Origin of the sequence: Pseudoalteromonas sp. SG43-6, from assembly GCF_014164365.1 — a bacterium.
Taxonomy (GTDB): domain Bacteria; phylum Pseudomonadota; class Gammaproteobacteria; order Enterobacterales; family Alteromonadaceae; genus Pseudoalteromonas; species Pseudoalteromonas rhizosphaerae.
The window spans coordinates 1-19,130 of the sequence record NZ_JACJEZ010000035.1 but is presented as its reverse complement, the minus strand read 5'-3'; the positions used below and the strand labels follow the sequence as shown (position 1 = coordinate 19,130).

The window sequence follows — 19,130 nt, the reverse complement described above, 5'->3', positions numbered from 1 at the left end:
AAAAAAGCTCCATGTCAGTAATCGTCTACTGAGTTTAGTTAATATCATGTTATTGATAATAGAGAATGAACAGCGTAAGGGATAATAAAAATTCGGTTGACAATGCAATAAAATCGGCGTTTTATGTATTATTATAAATTCATATTTATAGAATATATTATTATGGAAGTGCAAGGGATCATAAATAAAGCGGGTGTAAATCAACTGATCGCGGCATTTGATTTATTACCCGATATTTTGTTCTGGGTGAAGGATTCTGATAGTCGAATTCTATACGCAAATCAACATTTTATTGAACATCAAGGGTATAAGTCATTAGAGCAAATTTTACTGAAAACTGATTTTGATTTTTCATCCAAGCACTTAGCATTTCAATACGTCAATGACGATAAACGTGTAATGAATGGCTATGTTGTTACTGATCGTTTGGAGCTAAACCAAACCTCAAATGGTGAATTGGCCTGGTTTTCAACGTCCAAAAAAGCAATTTTAGCTGACGATGGTCAAATACTGGGCACCTATGGCGTTACACGACATTTACAAAAAACATCAAAGGCTTTATCGCATGTAAGAGCGATTGAAGGGCCAGTAAATTATATACGTGAACACTATCATCGTAATATCTGTATTGAAGAACTTGCCGAGCTTGCTCATTTATCGGTAAGTGCGTTAGAGCGGCGTTTTAAAAAACATTTAGCAAAAACACCTAATCAATTTATTAATGAAATACGTTTAGAAAACGCACGTAAGCTACTTGTTGAAACTCGTTTACCTATTTCACAAATAGCCTATCAATGCGGTTTTTCTGAGCCTAGCTATTTTAGTAAACAATTCAGACGCTTATTTGGTGAGATCCCCTCGCAAATGCGCGACCAAATTGAGCCCTAAGCCAGCCGTTTGGCTAATTGAATAGCGCCTTGCTCGGGCAGGTAATGCGCATCACATAGATAACCTTGTGCTTTGGTAGATAACCAAGGAGTAATTTTCTCGGCTGTGCCTCCCATTAATGTAATGTTGTGATAGCCGTGGCTAACTAAATGATCGATATAACGGGTAATATAGCGCGCTGCTTGCTCTAAAATAATAATGGTCCAAGGATCATCTTGCATTGCGAAAACTAAAGGCGCAAAACCGGCAAAGTAAGCGGGTTTTGCATTGAGTGCTAATTCTGTCAGCTGGTTACTTGTATCACAATTAAGCTGTGCCAATAAGGTATTTATTAATGGGCTTGAGGGGGATAAGCCATCTAAAACCTCTAATGCATAACGAAATAAAGTTAAACCAATCCAGCCTCCGCTTGCGCCATCACTTAATAATAATCCATGGCCTCCTAATTCAATAACGTTACCGTTTTTTATTGCTCCAGCACAAAAGCCAGTGCCTAAAATAATAATCGCACCACTGTTATCACCATGGGCACCTTGGCAGGCTATGTGTAAGTCAGTTGAAAAGTTAAATTGTGCAAATGGATGCTGCCACTGTGCCATCTTTTTATTTGCACCGGCAATGCCAGCGCCAGCGAGTCCGGCATAGGCATAAATTGCCCCAAGTGTTGATAGCCCTAAACCAGCCTGTTGTAATGCGTGTGTTGTTGCATCAATAATGGATTGCTGCGCCACTTCAACAGAGGTTGCAATATTTGCTGCACCGCTTACTGCCTCTGCAAGTAGGGTGCCTTGTGCGTTTTCAAGCCTGACTCGGCATTTTGTACCGCCGCCATCAATACCTAAATACAGCGGCGGTTGAAAGTGGTTAGTCATTTTTAGCCTGCTCGTTAGTTCGTTGATTTAAAATTGCGTTAATTAATAACGGATCCACCCAGCCATCCTTGTTGTGTACGCCGGAGTAGGCATGTAGTGACACTAAATTATTGTTGGCAAGTTGCCAAAGTGTACTTGCATTATCAGTGGTTACGCCACCACCAATAACAATTTCTATATGATCATTGGCGTGGCTAATGATTGTTTGTAAATGATTAAGACCTTGCATAACGCCTTTATCATCAGTCCATTTAGTGCCATTTGTGAGGATACGATCAATGCCCAGTTCAGTTAATAGGCCAATTGCCTGTTCGCTGTCTGCTATACAATCAAAAGCGCGATGAAATGTCGTTGCTAAATTATATTTATGTGCGCAGGCAATAAGCGATGTGGTAGCTGCGATATCAACGTCATTGGCGTTTAGCGCACCAAAAACAACACCGGTAGCACCTGCGTGCGCCGCGTGTGCTATTTGTGTAAGCATTAGCTTCAGTATTGTTGCATCAACAATAAATTGATTCGCAACAGGTCGTATCATGATAAGCAACTCGCCTTCTGAGGGCATTGCATGAGCTGCGATAGTCATTGCTGTTGCACTAGGAGTGAGACCTTCAAGTTGCATTGTGCTGCAAAGTTCAATTCTAGAGGCGCCAGCTGTAAATGCGGTTTTTACATTATCAGCTAACTGAATATGATCATCTGCGTTTAAACAGACTTCTAAATTTTTACGCATTGTTTCGTTCCAAAATACCAGCGATGTTGTTAACAATAAAATATTTAATAATAGTTGATACTATCAGAATAAATAAAACTCAGTTATAAATCAGTTGTTTATTTTTGTTTTTTACTTTTCATGAATATGAAAAGTGTTTTTATATGCCATTAATTTAAGTTGATGACTATAAACTAGCTCAGCACTGATTGGATCTTTTTTTAACCTTAACGCCGATTTTGTCCTAGAGGCAACCGAATTTCTATTATCACTTTCTTCGACAGAACCCTATTCTTGAAAAGCAGTTTAACAAGCTATTAACCCAGTTCTGAAATGCCTTAAGGTTTACCCACAGGGATTATCATGGGTTTTAAAGTGCTTTAACACAACTAACCACACACAATAATACTGGAGATAAACATGACCAATAATAAGAACAGTCGTGAATCGGCGGATCTTGCACGGCGGTTTAAGAAATCTGCATTGCTGCTAGCGTTGATGGCAAACTGTCATGGCGTATACGCACAAGAAGAACAAAAAGCACCAGAAAACGACCTAGAAGTAATTGAAGTTAGAGGCATTCGCGCCTCGGCAGCTGAAAACTTAGCGATTAAGCGGTTGTCTAATGCAACCGTTGACGCCATTACCGCAGAAGATATTGGTAAGTTCCCAGATAAGAATGTCGCGGACTCATTGCAACGTGTGCCAGGGGTCATTATACAACGGGATGGCGGTGAGGGCGCCTCTGTCAGTATTCGTGGTTTATCATCGGACTTAACCTTCACCCAATTAAATGGCAACTTTATAGCATCGTCGCCCGGTGAACCATCGCGTTCATTTTCATACGCATTATTACCTGCAACTATGATCCAACGCGTTGAAGTATATAAATCTTCAGAAGCTCGCCTTGATGAGGGCGGAATCGGCGGTACGGTCTTGTTGTATAGCCGTAAGCCTCTAGATATGGATAAAAACTCTGGGATCATTAATTTTGAAACCAGTAATTCTGATATTACCGATAAGTATGAACCTCAATTTAGCGGTATTTATTCATGGAAAAATGATGATGAAGACTTTGGGGTTTTAGTGGGTTATACAAAACAAGACCGCACTAATCGCTCACAAAGCTCGCGTATCAATATCATGAATAAAAATTATCTTTATTCTGAAATGAAAGATAATCAAATGGTTGAAGACGGGGCGCAAGGTTATGCTGCTCAAAGTATGGTTCAGGAAGTCTTAAACGAAGAGCGAAATCGAACTGGGATCCAGTTTACTACTCAATGGCGACCAACTAGTAACTTAGAGCTTGGCTTTAATTATTTTAATTTTAAATTGGGCCAAGACTCAATTTTAAATCAATTAGAATACCCAGAATGGAACAATAACGATAATTTCTGGACCGATGTCCGTGTTGATGAAGAGTCTCAGTTTGTTACAGGTATAGACTACTCTGTTGGTGCATCAGGCACTCAGGCTGTTTCTCCTATTCCACGTATTAATGGTGAATATACGATTGAAGAATCCAGCTCTGATACATATGATTTTTATGCTAAATACGAAGGTGATAATTACAACGTTAAACTAGTGCTGGGCCATACCGAAGCTGAAGGTGGCCCTTCACAAAAGTATCGTGCCGCTTATTATGCAAATGAATCCTCGCTTTACTATGGTTACGATTTTTCTGATGGGCGCATGACCACCTATATGGATCCAAGTATGATCAGTAACTTGGCTGCAGGCATTGGTGGTGAACCCGATGTAACAGCCACCGATTCTAGTTTTGTGACCGGTACTCAAGAAGAAGATTACGGACAGATTGATTTTGACTATTTTGTGGATTATGGCGTAATTGAAACGTTGCATTTTGGTGCGAAATATCGCAAAGGTAAAATTCATCGCGATACTCGCAACAGCTTTTATCTCTCTCCAGATTTTGATATAGCAAAAGGTGAAGCTGAAGGCACCATTGATTTAGATGATGATTATTCTAAAAATGGCGGCATACCGGATATTGCAGATTTAATTTATTCAGATTCATTAGGTAACTTGTCTGATGTAATTAATACGAACTTATTCCCAGCCGTAAACTGGCATAAATACCAAGATTACCTGAATGAAAACTTTGTTCATTATACGCGTATAGAACCTAACTATGTTTATAGTGTTGAAGAAGAAATTACAGCGGCTTATGTGCAAGCTGATTATCGTTTTTCACAAGTCCGGGGTAACTTGGGTGTACGCGTAGTGCGCACCAAAACGACCACCGGATCATCAGATAAAATCACCTACCGATTAGATTGGAAGGACGACAATGGCAATGAATTACCAATCGACCAACAACGTGTAGAAGACTTTGTTTTTATTGAAAAAGAGAGTACAGAAACAAAGGTACTGCCCAGCTTTAATATAGCCTGGGATATCGATGACAACTGGGTACTACGTGGAGCGGCATCACAAACCATGGCTCGTCCTGGTTATGATGATTTAGGCCAGTTTCAGACTTTAACGTACACGTCGAATGAATACTCAACGGATCGCTCATCGGCAGACAATTTTGATGCAATTATTGATGGCGAAGGGTGGACAGGATCCGGTGGTAATAACCAGCTAGCGCCATTTGAGTCAACCCAATTTGATATGTCTTTAGAATACTACTACGGAGCTGGCTCTGGCTTTGGTATTGCGTTATTTAAAAAAGATGTTGATAACTTTGTTGTGCCTTTAATAATTGATGTTACCCGCAGTGCACCGGACATTTCATTTAATTTACCTAACGCAGGTGATGAGCAAGTAAATGTCAGTGGCGACAATTTTGCAGTTAGGGATTTTAGCACTGTAGCTAATGGTACGAATGCTTCTTCTGAAGGGGCTGAGTTTTTTATCCAACACTTCTTTGATAATGGCTTTGGTCTTTATGCTAATTATACCCGCAATAACACTAATCAAGCCAATGTAGAGCTTGATGGCGAAAAGGTGGGAGAGTCACCTTTGATAGGTAGTTCTAAATACCAAATGAATTTATCGGTATTTTATGAAGATGACTTATTCAGTGTTCGCGCCTCATACAATAAGCGCGGTCCAACGGTTCAAGGCTACAACGCCTCATGGGAAATGAACTATTACAATGAAGCCTATGATCAGGTAGACGTCAATGCAAGTTATAACTTGACTGATGCTCTCGTGTTATCTGCTTCCGTTATTAACCTCACTCAATCAGATACTTACATGCATCTAGGTGACGATACTAAAAACCGCTTTATTCAAAATGCATACAGTGGTCGTCGTTTTTACGCAGGTGCAACTTACCGCTTTTAATAGCGCAAGGTGAGACGGAACAAATAACCAAAATCGTATAGAGGAATAAACATGAATAAGCCCAAACTTAGTAAAATATCTAGCATTATGCTGGTAGCAATGATCGGCCTATCAGGATGTGGTGGTGCTGATGATCCGGATCCGACTGATATCCCAGCAAAAATTGATATTACCTCTGCTGATATTACCGGTAGTGCAGTGAAAGGGACATTAGGTTTTGCAACGGTCACTGTAAAGCAAATGAATGGCTCAGATATTAAGGTGACGTCTAATAGTCAAACCGATGCTGCTGGTATGGTAAATCTGAGCATAGAAAGTCAACAAGGCTTTGGTATTAACGGTATGTTTAAGATGACCGTTAATACGGATGCTAACTCAACGATGATCTGTGATGCGCCCAGCTGTGCTGAACACCTAATCGGTGAACAGATCAGTGGCACTGAGATTGCTGACCTGCAGTTAGCGACTTTAACATATGTTGATGTGCCTTTCGCATCCACAAGTGATGGCGTAGCAGACGCTAATTTTCAAGTAAATGCTTTAACTACAACCGCTACTAACTTAGTTGAGCAAGGTATTGTCAATGGTTTAAATGTTGCTGTGCGTGAGTTATATGAATTAGCTTTATCGGATAACTCGCGTTTAGTACTAAAAGCACTGGGGATCGACAGTAAAGCCAATGTATTTAAAACCCAATTGATCAGTGCCGAAAGCTACGATAATTTTGTAGTAGGCCAAGATTGCGATAGTGAAGGTAATTGTATTGACCAATTGGCCGACATTAATATTATTAAACTTTCTTTAGCTAACGCAGTATTTGCAAGTATTAGTAAAGATGAAACTGTCGCGGGTGTTATTAACGAACTTATTAGCGCGATTAACTTAGCCAATGACGGGGATGTAGTCGCTTTACAGCCATTGCGTGAGCGAATGTTGAAAACCATTGCTGGTTTTCCTTACCTAGATAAATTAGCGCTATCAGCTGAGGATGTCATTGATGTTGCGCTCCCTTTTCTTGAAAGTGCCGCATCTAGTGGCCCTGTTAAAGAAATTACCAATGCTGAAAATCTTGCTACAGCAACGATCACAGCTCGTAATCGCATAAGTGACAACGAAGCTGAAAGTAAAGCATTTGATGGTGACACGAACACCAAGTGGCTTGATCATAATGATTGGTCAGGTGCGCCAAGTGAGCAAGACCCATCTTGGATCCAAGTTGATTTCGCTGAAAAAGATGCTGTTAATAGCGTGTTCATTACGAGTGCTAATGATGCTGAGTCTCGAGATCCTCAAAACTTTAATATTCAAGGTTCTGTCGATGGCGAAAACTGGCTAACCTTGGCTAAATTTATTGGTGAGAACTTTGATGAGCGTTTCCAACGACGTGAGTTTCGTTTTGACAATGGTTTAGAATTTTACTCATATCGTTTAAATATCACTAAAAATAGAGGTGATGATGGTTTAATGCAGTTATCAGAGATTGCTTTTGTGGGGCCTATAAATGCAAGTGTTGATCACGCAGAACCAATTGGCAGTGCTGTAATATCTGCAAGTGCAGGTGAGAGTTATGCACTGGCATTTGATAATAATGACGACACAAGTTGGGTCTCTGATGTGCCTTCAACTGAAGTACCCGTTTCGATAACAGCTACGCTCGCACAAGCCGCTGCCGTTGATAAGTTAGTACTGATCTCAGATGCTCAAAACGCAGATGGTGATCCCGCTACATTTTCACTTGCTGCAAGTAATGATGATGGGCAAACATGGGTTCATTTAGCTGATTATTCAGATGAAAAATTTGAACGTCGTGGTGAAAGGTTATCGTTTGCGACCAATAATACACTGGCATTTTCTAGCTATCGTTTAAGCATAACTAAAACCGCCGCTGGCGCTGGGGTAAAAATTGCTGAGATTGCCTTGGTAGGACCTAAAGTGGCAGATTTAAATCATGCGTTATCAGCCGATGCAATAATTACTGTTCGTAATCAGATTGGTGATGGTGAGGCGGGTGTTAAAGCGTTCGATGGTGATGTTGATAGCAAATGGTTGGACCATAATGATTGGACTGGCGCGCCAAGCGCTGAAAATCCATCTTGGGCAATGGTACAGTTCACTACTACGACAGCGGTTAATAAGCTGGCACTAACAAGTGCAAACGATGCTGACTCACGCGATCCGCAAAACTTTAACTTAGCAGCGTCAAATGATGGTGAAAATTGGATCACACTTGGTGCTTGGTTAGGTGAGAACTTTGAGCAGCGTTTTCAACGACGTGTTTTCACTTTTACTAACGATTTAGGTTTTAGTTTTTATCGCTTCAATATAACTAAAAACCGTGGCGACGATACGCTGATGCAAATAGCAGAGATCGAGCTAATAGGTCCGCAGGTTGCTTCAGTTGATCATTCTGCAACTGCCTCATCAGTCCTTGCAGGTACTGGCGAGCAAGAGGGAGTGGTAGAAAGTAATGCAACGGATGATGATAAAGCGACTATATGGACGGCAGCCACTGAAACTATGCCTGTATGGCTTGATGTTGCATTACCTCAAGCACAGATTGTCACTAATATCGCAATCACGAATGGCAGTGATAGTAACAACAAAGATCCGAAAAACTTCACCTTACAAGGCTCAAATGATGGCGGTAAAACATGGTTAGAAATAGCGAGCTTTAAAGACGAGGAATTTGAACAATTAAACCAACGACGTCTCTTTACAATAGGGAATGGTTTTGCCTTTAGCTTATATCGCTTAAGTATTAGTGCTAACAATGGCGATGCCCAGCAAGTTCAAGTTTCTGAACTCGAACTAATAGGCCCACAGCAACCATTTTAGTTTTGATTTTTTTGGCAGCTTGTGAGTGCTAAATAGCGCTCCAAGCTACCTATTTTTTAGGTGAAACGGTAAATAATATGTTGTTTAAGAATAAACTTTCGCGATTAAAAAGGTGCTCTGCCATTTTAATAAGCCTTTTATTATGCAGTTTTTATGTGACTGCTGAATCTGCAGCCGGATCTCAACAGCGTGGGCTGCATATTTTTTATTACAGTTGGTATGGCAACTTAAAAGTTGATGGTCAATGGGCGCACTGGGATCATCAGGTATTACCTTACGGTGATCAACCTATTGTGGGACGTAAAGGCTACCCAGGCGGCGATGACATTGGTGCTAATTTCTATCCTGAATTAGGTACTTACAGTGCAAACGACGAAGCAATTATGGATACACATTTGGCGATGATGAAGCAAGCAGGGGTTAGCGTAATTATATTAAGTTGGTGGGGTGATAGCGATTTTGGTACCAGTTCAGTGCCCGTTTTTATGGATAAAGCCGCTAAAATCGGCCTTAAAGTTAACTTCCATATTGAACCTATCTATCACAGTGCAGCTGAATTTTTACAGGTAGTAAAACAGCTAGACCAGCGCTTTGGGCAACATCCCGCTTTATATCATTACCAAGGCAAGCCATTATATTATGTTTATGACTCATACAAAATGCCAATCAGTGAATGGCAGAAAGTGTTGCTACCAAAAGGCGAATTAACAGTCAGAGGTAAAACGTATGATGCTAACTTTATAGGGCTGTGGGTTGATGAAGGTGAGGAGTCATTCTTTTTAAACAGTGGTATGGATGGCTTTTATACCTACTTTGCTGTTGATGGGTTTGTTTATGGCAGTACCACTAAAAACTGGCCATACCTAGCTAAGTGGGCAAAGCAACATAATAAACTATTTATTCCAAGTGTCGGTCCTGGGTATGCAGACGATAGGATTCGTCCGTGGAACAAAAAAAACTTCAGAGCACGCGAAGCTGGAAAGTACTACGACACGATGTTTAAAAAAGCAATTGCAGTGGCTCCAACCTTTATCGGAGTGACCTCATTTAATGAATGGCACGAAGGGACTCAGATCGAGCCTGCGATTGAGAAGCAAGTGGGTGACTATAAGTATCTTGATTACGGCCCTTTAGCTGCTGATTACTATTTAAAACGAACTCATTATTGGAGTGAACGTTTTCAACAGTCTTTAAATATACGCTCAGTTAAAGATTAAACAGATATACCAACCCTATATGCAAGTCGTGGTTAAATTAAATCGCTTGCTTTTGATTTACAGCCGATGCTCGCAAATTTAATGAGGAACAATAATGATCACTAACAGACGTGACTTTTTAAAGTTATCAGCTATTTCAAGTGCTGTTGCATTAATACCGTTTAAGACAGTAGCTAAAAGTAAAGTTAATAAGCCTATCGTCGTCTCAACGTGGCAACATGGTATAGCGGCTAATAAAGCCGCGTGGCAGGTACTTGCTGAGCATGGTAAAGCCATTGATGCTGTGGAAGCCGGTGTGCGAATTCCTGAAGCAGACCCGAATGTGATGACAGTAGGATATGGTGGTTATCCAGACAGAGAAGGGAACGTTACCCTCGATGCCTGCATTATGGATGAAAATCAAAACTGCGGCTCTGTTGCATGTTTACAACATATTAAGCATCCCATCTCGGTTGCCCGGTTAGTGATGGATAACACCCCGCATGTGATGTTAGTAGGTGAAGGGGCGCTGCAATTTGCTAAATCACAAGGGTTTATAGAAGAAAACTTATTAACCCCGCAAGCTAAAAAGGCCTGGCAAGATTGGCTGGTGGAATCAAAATATGCGCCCGTGATCAATATTGAAAACCACGACACAATCGGCATGTTAGCGCTTGATAGTAGTGGCGATTTATCTGGGGCGTGTACCACTAGTGGCGCGGCCTTTAAAATGTCTGGCAGAGTAGGTGATTCGCCCATTATAGGTGCAGGTTTGTACGTTGATAATGAAGTCGGTGCTGCAACGGCAACGGGCATGGGCGAGTTGATGATAAAAACGGTAGGCTGCCATTTAGTAGTTGAAATGATGCGCCAAGGTATGACACCTACTCAAGCGTGTAAGGCCGCAGTTGAGCGAATTGCTCATAAGCTGGGTGATTATAAACAGTTTCAAGTCGGTTTTTTAGCCTTGAGTAAATCTGGTGAATATGGCTCTTATTGTATTCAACCTGGTTTTAATTATGCAGTAACCTCTAAGACAGGAAGTAAATTACTAGATGCGGCGAGTATTTTGTGAATTATTAAGGAACTAACGGAATTTTTAATTATGATTTTATTGAATAATTTTATATAAATTAAAGGGTGAATATTTACCGTTTAAATTGTTTTTTATTGTGGTTTACGCCGATTTTATACTGATTCACACCGAAAATATATTATCACTTTATATACAGTAACCTTATCCTAACTGTGACCTTTACAATTTATTAACCGCATGAGTTAGTGGCTGTAAAGATATAATAAATCACTCGACGTAACTAGAAATTTGCTGAGTGAAATATAACACACACAATGATGGAGATTGGTATGGCTGATTATAGTAACATTAATAAATCAACTGAACTTTCACGAAAATTTAATAGATCAGTATTATTTTTAGCATTAATGGCTGCTTGCAATGTCGCGTATGCAGATCAAAAAGATAATCAAAATAACGATGACTTTGAAGTGATTGAAGTTCGTGGAATACGCTCATCAGCAGCACAAAACCTTGCGATTAAAAGGCTATCTACAGCAAATGTCGATGCAATTACAGCTGAAGATATTGGTAAATTTCCAGATAAGAACGTCGCAGATTCGTTACAGCGAGTTCCTGGTGTACTTATTGATCGCGACGGTGGTGAAGGCAGTCGAGTCAGTATTCGTGGCACATCTCCAGATTGGACACTAACCCAACTCAATGGTAATTACCTTGCTTCATCAGATACAGGCGTACCGAGTAGAAGCTTCAATTATGCGCTATTACCAGCCAGTATGATTAGTAGCGTGGAAGTTTATAAAAGTGCAGAAGCGCGTATAGATGAAGGGGGGATTGGTGGGACTGTTATTTTAAATACTCGCAAGCCTCTTGAGATGGATCAAAATTCAGGCGCTTTAAGTGTTGAAGCAACTTACGATGATGTTTCTGAGGACTTACAACCTCAACTTAATATACTTTATTCATGGAAGAATGATGATGAAAGTTTCGGTATTTTAGCCGGCTATACACGACAAGATAGAACTGTTACAACAGTCTCTAATGTAGCGTCGGGTTGGCGTTTTTACTCAGATACAGTTGAAGGTGCAGATCAGTCAGCAATTGTCGATCAAGCAACAGGTGAGGTTTATAACAATGTGTGGGCACCATCGGGTATGCATGTAAAAAATGCTAACCAAGATCGAACACGTGATGGTTATCAGCTTGCTATCCAATGGATGCCAACAGATAGGTTAGACCTAAATTTTAACTATTTTGGCGCTAAGCTTGGTTATGATCAAACTGGACAAGAAGTGTTTTTCGCTGAATGGAATGATAATCACAATCCATATTTCGGGGTTAAGCTAGATGAAGACACTGTTGTTGCTTATGGAAATGCAGATAATGGTCTATTAAATGATAATAATTTTGGGGATGCTGATGTTAACGATGGTGTTCCAGTAAGGCGTGGGCTTTTATCACCTCAATTGACTGCAAGAGAACGTTTTGGTGAATCAAAATCAAACTCTTTTGATTTTGATGCGACTTATTATGGAAATGGTTATTCACTTTCAGTCCAAGTTGGTCATACCGAAGCTAAAGGTGGTACATCAAAAGAAACTTACGCAAACATAGATGCTCGCCAAGGTTCAGTTAACAGTTGGTTTTTTAATATAGAAAATGGTAAGCCTAGCTACGAAGTTTCCACAGATTTATCAAAAGATAAACAAGCATACCAATACTATGATTGGTTTGATTCTTATTCATCAGAAAATAAAGACTCTGAAGATTACATTCAATCGGATCTTAAAATAGATTTTGATGGTGATTTTTTTACCAGTTTTTTTGTCGGAGCAAAGTATCGACAACATGAAATTAAAGGTATAAGAAATGATTTTCGTTGGGATGATGGCATCGCTGATAACGGTGGTTACCGAGGTTATTTATCTGGTAATGAATGGTTTCACAATCCTGACTTTCATCCAGACGCAGAAAGTTTAGTAAGTGATACCATTATTGATAACAGTGCCGGAAACACTGGTGCTTTTGATTTCCTTGCCTTTGATTTCGCTGCTTTAGAACAGTATCTTTTAAATAACTTTAGCCCAACTGTAGTTCCAACATTATCTGGAACGTATACCTTAGAGGAAAATATTTGGTCGGTCTATGCACAAAGTAATTTTCAATGGCGTGATTTGAGGGGGAACTTTGGCGTTCGTTACGTTAATACTGAACTAAGTACATTAACTTATGATGATGTAATAGGCCAAGATAGTAATGATACGGCCCCTAATGAGCGCTCAAGTGACGATGGGGAATGGCTCCCTAGCTTGAATTTAGCATGGGATGTGAACGATGATATTGTTGTGCGTTTTGCTGCAGCACGCGCTATGTCACGTGTCAGTTATTCAGATTTGAGCCAAGCTGAGTCGTATGGGCCACCGGTTAATATAAACTCACCCGATTCTTGGACTGGGCGTGGTAGAGGCACTTCGGTTAATACAGGTTTAGATCCTATGCTGTCAGATCAGCTCGATTTAGGCGTTGAATGGTATTATGGTGACGGCTCTGCTTTGGGTGCTACATTATTCAATAAGGATATTTCTAACTTGCCTATTTCTTCTCTCGAAATTGTACAACGTGAGCACGATTGCTGTAATGGGCCGATTGAAGTGGAAATGAATACTAAAGTGGGGGGAGGTGAAGCTCAGTCAACAGGTATAGAACTTTTTTTCCAACATTCATTTGAAAGTGGATTTGGTGTTTTAGCTAACTACACATTTACGGACACTAGCACCAGCGAAGTTACCAATGAGGGTGAAAAAACAGATGCTGAAATCCCAGGAACAGCCAAACACCAATATAATCTTTCAGTGTATTTTGAAAATGATGACTTTAGTGTAAGGGCATCTTATAACTGGAAAGATGATCGTGCAAATGGCATCCATAAAGGTTACAACATGTATACGAAAGATTATGGTCAGTTAGATGTTAATGCGGCTTATAGTTTGACTGAGCAGTTGTCATTAACAGCCTCTGTGGTTAACTTAACTGAGGAAGTTGAAGAAGGTTATTGGAAACAAAGTAATCGCTTTACTTATAACCAGTATTCAGGACGACGCTTTTATTTAGGTGCTAATTATAGTTTCTAAAAATTATAATTTATAATATAAATTTAAAGGGTATTCTTTAGTTGGGATGCCTATTTTATTTAAATTTTAAGGTTTATTAATCAGACTTTAATTAAATAATAAAGCTAAGTAGTAAAAATAAGCATTAGATTTTTTATGCTATTAAAATGTGAAAAGGGCGCTGTAATAGCGCCCTTTTAGTTATTTCTTTTCTTTCTCTTCGTCAGGTAAAGTGACGTTGAGTTCTAATACCGCTAAGTCATCTTCGTTTTGATCGAATTGGACTTGAACCGCGTCATTACTGATGTTGACGTATTTACGGATAACATCAAGAATATCCTGTTTCAATTGTGGCAAGTAATCAGGTGTACCACGCTGTGAGCGCTCATGCGCAACAATGATCTGCAATCGCTCTTTTGCTAGTGACGCTGTATTTTTCTTTTCTGAGCGGAAGTAGTCAAGTAGTGACACGTTAACCTCCAAATATCCGTTTGAACAAACCTTTCTTTTCTACATCTAAGAAGCGAAATTCGACTGTTTCACCTAATAAGCGATTAATTGCATCGGCATAAGCTTGCCCAGCATCAGACTCTGTATCTAATATAACTGGCTGGCCTGAGTTTGATGCACTTAATACCGCTTGTGATTCAGGTATTACACCTAACAATTCGATAGAAAGAATATCTTGCACATCTTCAACTGACAGCATTTCACCTTTAGCTACTCGCTCTGGGTTATAGCGAGTCAGTAATAAATGTTCTTTTATGTTTTCAAGTCCTTCTTCAGCACGTTTAGATTTGCTATGCAAAATACCTAAAATACGGTCTGAATCGCGAACTGATGAAACTTCAGGGTTCGTTGTTACAATTGCTTCATCAGCAAAGTACATTGCCATCATAGCGCCGGCTTCAATTCCTGCTGGCGAATCACAGACGATATAATCAAAGTCTTTTTTCAGCTCGTTTAATACGCGTTCAACACCTTCGCGAGTTAAAGCATCTTTATCGCGAGTTTGTGAAGCAGGTAATAAAAATAATTTATCTACCCGTTTATCTTTGATAAGTGCTTGATTTAAATTTGCTTCACCGTTTATAACGTTAACAAAATCATAGACAACGCGACGTTCACAGCCCATGATCAAATCAAGGTTACGTAAACCGATATCAAAATCTATAATGACTGTTTTATAGCCCTTAAGTGCTAAACCTGTGCCAATTGCAGCACTTGATGTAGTTTTACCTACACCACCTTTACCTGACGTAACGACAATGACTTTTGCCATAAGATTTATCCTTTAACCAAAGCTGAAATTTCTAATGATTCATTTTTTTGTTGGATTTGTGCAGCGTTGCCCCAGAACTCACCTTGCAGAGAATCGCTGATCCAGTAGTTGCCATTGATAGAAACAAGTTCTGCTTCTAATTTTTGGCAAAAAATACGTGCTTCGTTGTAACCTTGTGCGCCTGCTATTGCACGACCACGTAATGTGCCATAAATATGTACATTGCCATCAGCAATCACTTCTGCACCATGGCTTACCGCACCAATGACGATTAAGTCACGGTCTTTAGCATACACTTGTTGACCAGAGCGCACTGTGCCATTGATGACTTGGGCAGGTAAGTAAACTGTTTTCTCAACAATTGAAGTATTACTCTGCTTTGTAACAGGTTCACTCTTAACGTCTTGTGAATAATTTAAAACTGAGAGCCCAGCGGCTTTGGCTTGCGTATGTTGCTCATCAGAGCCATTACAGACTCCAACAGCATTAAAGTTCATTCGTTCTAATAAAGACTTTAGATGAACAAAATCAACAAGATTATTTTTTATCTCAATTAAATTAACAACAATAGGAGCACCCTCAAAAAAACGAGGGGCTTGGGCAATTTTTATATACAGTTGCTCAGCTAACAGGTTTATATCAGTACTATAAAGATGTAAAACTGATAACGTAAAAAGATTCCCTTTTAGCTCAAAAGTTTGGTCCGACATACACGCTCAATTGAATAGTGTGATCAGAAATCAATTTTAGATAAACGCAGGCTGAATAAGGCCTGTGTTTATATGGATAAGGTGAAATTTCTAATCTAATTTTTCTAACTTATTATGACTCTCATGTTATAGTGTGCAGCACTGTTAAGCAAGATTTTATAGGGTCATAATGCTGACTGCGGTATATAAAAGTAAGAAAAAAGCGGATACCTTCCTTTTTGTAGAAAAAAGAGATGATTTTAGCAAGGTACCGGAACCTTTAATGGCTATGTTCGGTCAACCTCATTACGTAATGTTAATTAATTTAGCAAAACGAACGCATTTAGGCGGGGCTGATTTAAGTTTAGTTGAGAAATCATTAACTGATGTCGGGTTTTATCTCCAGTTACCGCCACCTGAAGCTAACTTACTAGCTGAGCATAGAAAACAAAATGGAGTTGATAGTGACTAAACATATAATGACTAAATTGGCTGCAATTTTATGTAGTGCCTGTATCAGTACATCGGCACTGGCCAAGACCCAAGCACAATTTGATGAATATGTTGCAGGTTTAAAACAAGAAGCAGCACAAAAAGGCTACGATAGTCAATTAATTGAAGATGCCTTCGCTACAGCACACTTTAAAGAAAAGGTAATTTCTGCTGATAAAAATCAGCCTGAAGTTAAAGAAACCTTAGAGACTTACTTACCAAAGCGTGTGCCACAATGGAAAATTGACCGTGCACGAAAGCTATACGCTGAAAATAAAGATATTTTAGAACAAATTGCAGCCGAGTACGGCGTGCAGGCACGCTTTATTGTTGCGTTATGGGGCCTTGAAAGTAATTTTGGTAAAATCCAAGGTGGTCACAACGTTATTTCATCGGTAGTCACGCTGGCTTTTGATGGCCGTCGCGAAACTATGTATAAAAACCAACTATGGGCCGCGCTTGATATTTTAAAGGAAGGGCACATTACTTTAGATAAATTCAATGGTTCATGGGCAGGTGCAATGGGGCAAACGCAATTTATGCCAACCTCATTTAATGCCTACGCGGTAGATTATGATAAAGATGGTCGAAAAGATATTTGGACTACCCAAGTTGATGCCTTTGCATCAATAGCTAACTATTTAAAGCAAGCTGGCTGGAATAGTGATCTTACTTGGGGTCGTCAAATTAAGTTACCACAGAGCTTCGAACCTAGCTATGTATTGCAACGTGGCACTAAAACACGTACTCAATGGTTAGAGTTTTGGGCTGATTCAGAGCGTTCGTTAGCTGATTGGCAAGCTTTAGGTGTACGTAAAATGGATGGTACTGATTTACCAGCCGTAGATGTAACGGCGGCATTGGTTATGCCTGATGATATGAATGGCCGTATGTATTTAGCTTATGATAATTACAAAGCGTTAATGCATTGGAATCGCTCATATTACTTTGCCACCAGTGTTGGTTACTTGTCTGATCGCATTGGTTACCCAGCGATTTAATAAGTAATTAGGTGCTAGGCTCTAGGTAATTAGGTACTAGGGCGTTTACAGAAAGCGCGAGTTTATCTCGCGCTTGCGTTTGTAAAAAACATCAATGCAAAATATTTTTAAGTGAATTATTCACATCGAAGTTAAGAGACACTGCGCTATAGATAAGATATTAAACGTTTTGTGCAATAAGGGCTGGGTCAATTATTTTGATGTCTGAAGATAATATTTGACGTCTTTTGTTCTTTTAGGCTATCAATACTTTTGCAAAATCAGCTAACACCCCAAAGCAAAACTCTAAAAATATTCAATAAGGATATATATGGATGAAAATTTAATCTTACAAACAGTTGATCTGGCGCAGAATTTATTTGCAAAAAATTACTGTAACTTCATTAAAGAAAAAGAGAGAACCGTTACCGTAGAAGGTGAAGAGTTTGAACTGTTAAGTTTTGAGAAGATGATTGAGTTAACTAACATAAATGACATGGAAGTTAGCGAAGTTCGCGCCTTAAAAGCATATGCAAACACATTAAAAGATGTTTTAGGTCCGACTGTTTATGATCAAAAAGGGCACGGTTGGTCCATGTTGATGTTATCTGCAAGTCTCACTATTGGTAAAAATACCGAAGGTGATTTGCTATTTTTAGATAGACACAATAGTAAAACGCTGTGTATTTTTCGTCACGATGATGCCAGCATATTTAAAACAAAAGTAACTTTGTATAAATTAATTAAAGCGTATTCTGAATAAATTCGTTCTCGTTTTTTAACAGACTCACACAATAAAGCTCATTTGAAATTATATCTGGGCTTTTATCTATACTGCATTCTCACATACATAATTATCAAGACGTTAGTAGCCCCCTGTGTCAGAATGTTGTCGCCTCTAACTTGAGGCGACAACTAACTTGAAAAACTCCGCTTTAGAGTAACACAGATTCTAGACTCACGAAGTTGGGGATATTATTACCTAATAGCCAATGCTTATCAGCCAACGACTCGCCATAGCATGTGATATCACCAGTACCAAAAATAGGCGTTTAGAATCGAGTGGTCTAGAGGTTAGAGACCTCCGGCTAACCGATTATGTGCGGTTATTCGTCTAGCCATGGTGGCCTTACATAAACTACTTTACTTACGTAGTCTAAATCTTTAACCCAAAATCGATCTCTACAACCAAGCTTCCATAATTTAGCACCAGCATCCATTGTGCAAGGGGCTAGGTCTTTTTCGTTCGACAAAAAAGGCCACATTAAATAAGTTGCAACTTCGTCACACTTAGTAAGGTAGATTGCCCAGTTTTTTAAGACTTCATAATGCTCCCTGTCATAGGGGAAGTTATCAATCCAATACTCACCAATCGCTTCATAAAGGACACCAAATAGTTCGTTATCCGATGTATCAGGGAATTCTATACCTGATGGAGCAATTTCAACTTGAAAGCCGCTATCAATAAAGGCAATAATTTCGGCATTATAGTCTTCCTCTAAAAGGATTGGTCGAAGACTCGATATGTGTAAGGAGACTAAATTCTTGAGTTCCTGATCATCACACCTAATCTGCTCACTCTTTGGTACTCTGTATGTAGTGGCATAGTTAATTTGGCCACCCATTAAGAAAGAAATGTTATGCTAATAAGCATACAAATTTGGGTGAAAAAATGACGAAATTAAAACGCGCAACGTATTCTGCGGCAATCAAATTAGAA

Annotated in this window: 15 protein-coding genes; 9 read left to right on the top strand and 6 right to left on the bottom strand. The window is 39.5% G+C overall.

Annotated features, from left to right (window positions below; translation table 11 throughout):
* The first annotated feature begins 162 nt into the window (after positions 1 to 162).
* Positions 163 to 888, top strand: a complete 726-nt coding sequence (locus H5201_RS14960) for an AraC family transcriptional regulator (protein WP_182718797.1) — start codon at positions 163 to 165, stop codon at positions 886 to 888.
* On the opposite strand, the gene H5201_RS14955 is transcribed toward H5201_RS14960, so the two are convergent.
* Both H5201_RS14955 and H5201_RS14950 read right to left on the bottom strand, forming a co-directional pair.
* Entirely contained in the window at positions 885 to 1,760 is an 876-nt protein-coding gene (locus H5201_RS14955; RefSeq protein ID WP_182718788.1) for a BadF/BadG/BcrA/BcrD ATPase family protein, read from the bottom strand. The genes H5201_RS14960 and H5201_RS14955 overlap by 4 nt on opposite strands.
* Entirely contained in the window at positions 1,753 to 2,493 is a 741-nt protein-coding gene (locus H5201_RS14950) for a copper homeostasis protein CutC (RefSeq protein WP_182718789.1), read from the bottom strand. The genes H5201_RS14955 and H5201_RS14950 overlap by 8 nt, the downstream gene beginning before the upstream one ends.
* A gap of 399 nt (positions 2,494 to 2,892) precedes the next feature.
* On the opposite strand from H5201_RS14950, the gene H5201_RS14945 reads away from it, so the two are divergent.
* From H5201_RS14945 to H5201_RS14925, 5 genes are all read left to right on the top strand, one after another.
* Positions 2,893 to 5,790: a TonB-dependent receptor gene (locus H5201_RS14945; protein WP_182767956.1), complete on the top strand. Its 2,898-nt coding sequence runs from the start codon at positions 2,893 to 2,895 to the stop codon at positions 5,788 to 5,790.
* 51 nt (positions 5,791 to 5,841) lie between these two features.
* Positions 5,842 to 8,625 (top strand): discoidin domain-containing protein, encoded by a 2,784-nt coding sequence (locus H5201_RS14940; protein ID WP_182785001.1) that lies wholly within the window; start codon positions 5,842 to 5,844, stop codon positions 8,623 to 8,625.
* A 155-nt stretch (positions 8,626 to 8,780) separates the two neighbouring features.
* Entirely contained in the window at positions 8,781 to 9,842 is a 1,062-nt protein-coding gene (locus H5201_RS14935; RefSeq protein ID WP_310736945.1) for an alpha-mannosidase, read from the top strand.
* A 94-nt stretch (positions 9,843 to 9,936) separates the two neighbouring features.
* Positions 9,937 to 10,896, top strand: a complete 960-nt coding sequence (locus H5201_RS14930; RefSeq protein ID WP_149980228.1) for an isoaspartyl peptidase/L-asparaginase family protein — start codon at positions 9,937 to 9,939, stop codon at positions 10,894 to 10,896.
* A gap of 290 nt (positions 10,897 to 11,186) precedes the next feature.
* A complete protein-coding gene (locus tag H5201_RS14925) occupies positions 11,187 to 13,988 on the top strand; it encodes a TonB-dependent receptor (RefSeq protein WP_182784999.1) in 2,802 nt (933 codons plus the stop codon).
* A 180-nt stretch (positions 13,989 to 14,168) separates the two neighbouring features.
* Here the strand turns inward: H5201_RS14925 and minE are convergent, their stop codons facing one another.
* From minE to minC, 3 genes are read right to left on the bottom strand one after another with little or no spacing between them, the layout of a single operon-like run.
* Entirely contained in the window at positions 14,169 to 14,438 is a 270-nt protein-coding gene (gene minE / locus H5201_RS14920) for a cell division topological specificity factor MinE (protein ID WP_145235646.1), read from the bottom strand.
* 1 nt (position 14,439) lies between these two features.
* Positions 14,440 to 15,249, bottom strand: a complete 810-nt coding sequence (minD, locus tag H5201_RS14915; protein WP_145235643.1) for a septum site-determining protein MinD — start codon at positions 15,247 to 15,249, stop codon at positions 14,440 to 14,442.
* Positions 15,250 to 15,254: 5 nt separating this feature from the next.
* The gene (gene minC / locus H5201_RS14910; RefSeq protein WP_145235640.1) at positions 15,255 to 15,959 is read right to left on the bottom strand and encodes a septum site-determining protein MinC; all 705 of its coding nucleotides are present in this window, start codon (positions 15,957 to 15,959) and stop codon (positions 15,255 to 15,257) included.
* 169 nt (positions 15,960 to 16,128) lie between these two features.
* Here minC and H5201_RS14905 point away from each other — a divergent pair, with 169 nt between their 5' ends.
* The 3 genes from H5201_RS14905 to H5201_RS14895 all read left to right on the top strand — a co-directional run bounded on the left by H5201_RS14905 (position 16,129) and on the right by H5201_RS14895 (position 18,173).
* Positions 16,129 to 16,410: a YcgL domain-containing protein gene (locus H5201_RS14905; RefSeq protein ID WP_145235637.1), complete on the top strand. Its 282-nt coding sequence runs from the start codon at positions 16,129 to 16,131 to the stop codon at positions 16,408 to 16,410.
* A 4-nt stretch (positions 16,411 to 16,414) separates the two neighbouring features.
* The gene (locus H5201_RS14900; protein WP_149980391.1) at positions 16,415 to 17,431 is read left to right on the top strand and encodes a lytic transglycosylase domain-containing protein; all 1,017 of its coding nucleotides are present in this window, start codon (positions 16,415 to 16,417) and stop codon (positions 17,429 to 17,431) included.
* Positions 17,432 to 17,741: 310 nt separating this feature from the next.
* The gene (locus H5201_RS14895; RefSeq protein WP_182718794.1) at positions 17,742 to 18,173 is read left to right on the top strand and encodes a hypothetical protein; all 432 of its coding nucleotides are present in this window, start codon (positions 17,742 to 17,744) and stop codon (positions 18,171 to 18,173) included.
* 343 nt (positions 18,174 to 18,516) lie between these two features.
* On the opposite strand, the gene H5201_RS14890 is transcribed toward H5201_RS14895, so the two are convergent.
* Complete coding sequence (locus H5201_RS14890) at positions 18,517 to 19,035, bottom strand: hypothetical protein (RefSeq protein WP_182784998.1); 519 nt, start codon at positions 19,033 to 19,035, stop codon at positions 18,517 to 18,519.
* Between the last annotated feature and the right edge of the window lie 95 nt (positions 19,036 to 19,130).

Excerpts from the sequence above, each read along its gene's own strand:
- H5201_RS14960 (WP_182718797.1), top strand. The coding sequence starts at position 163 with ATGGAAGTGCAAGGGATCATAAATAAAGCGGGTGTAAATCAACTGATC.
- H5201_RS14955 (WP_182718788.1), bottom strand. The coding sequence starts at position 1,760 with ATGACTAACCACTTTCAACCGCCGCTGTATTTAGGTATTGATGGCGGC.
- H5201_RS14950 (WP_182718789.1), bottom strand. The coding sequence starts at position 2,493 with ATGCGTAAAAATTTAGAAGTCTGTTTAAACGCAGATGATCATATTCAG.
- H5201_RS14945 (WP_182767956.1), top strand. The coding sequence starts at position 2,893 with ATGACCAATAATAAGAACAGTCGTGAATCGGCGGATCTTGCACGGCGG.
- H5201_RS14940 (WP_182785001.1), top strand. The coding sequence starts at position 5,842 with ATGAATAAGCCCAAACTTAGTAAAATATCTAGCATTATGCTGGTAGCA.
- H5201_RS14930 (WP_149980228.1), top strand. The coding sequence starts at position 9,937 with ATGATCACTAACAGACGTGACTTTTTAAAGTTATCAGCTATTTCAAGT.
- H5201_RS14925 (WP_182784999.1), top strand. The coding sequence starts at position 11,187 with ATGGCTGATTATAGTAACATTAATAAATCAACTGAACTTTCACGAAAA.
- minD (WP_145235643.1), bottom strand. The coding sequence starts at position 15,249 with ATGGCAAAAGTCATTGTCGTTACGTCAGGTAAAGGTGGTGTAGGTAAA.
- minC (WP_145235640.1), bottom strand. The coding sequence starts at position 15,959 with ATGTCGGACCAAACTTTTGAGCTAAAAGGGAATCTTTTTACGTTATCA.
- H5201_RS14905 (WP_145235637.1), top strand. The coding sequence starts at position 16,129 with ATGCTGACTGCGGTATATAAAAGTAAGAAAAAAGCGGATACCTTCCTT.
- H5201_RS14895 (WP_182718794.1), top strand. The coding sequence starts at position 17,742 with ATGGATGAAAATTTAATCTTACAAACAGTTGATCTGGCGCAGAATTTA.
- H5201_RS14890 (WP_182784998.1), bottom strand. The coding sequence starts at position 19,035 with ATGGGTGGCCAAATTAACTATGCCACTACATACAGAGTACCAAAGAGT.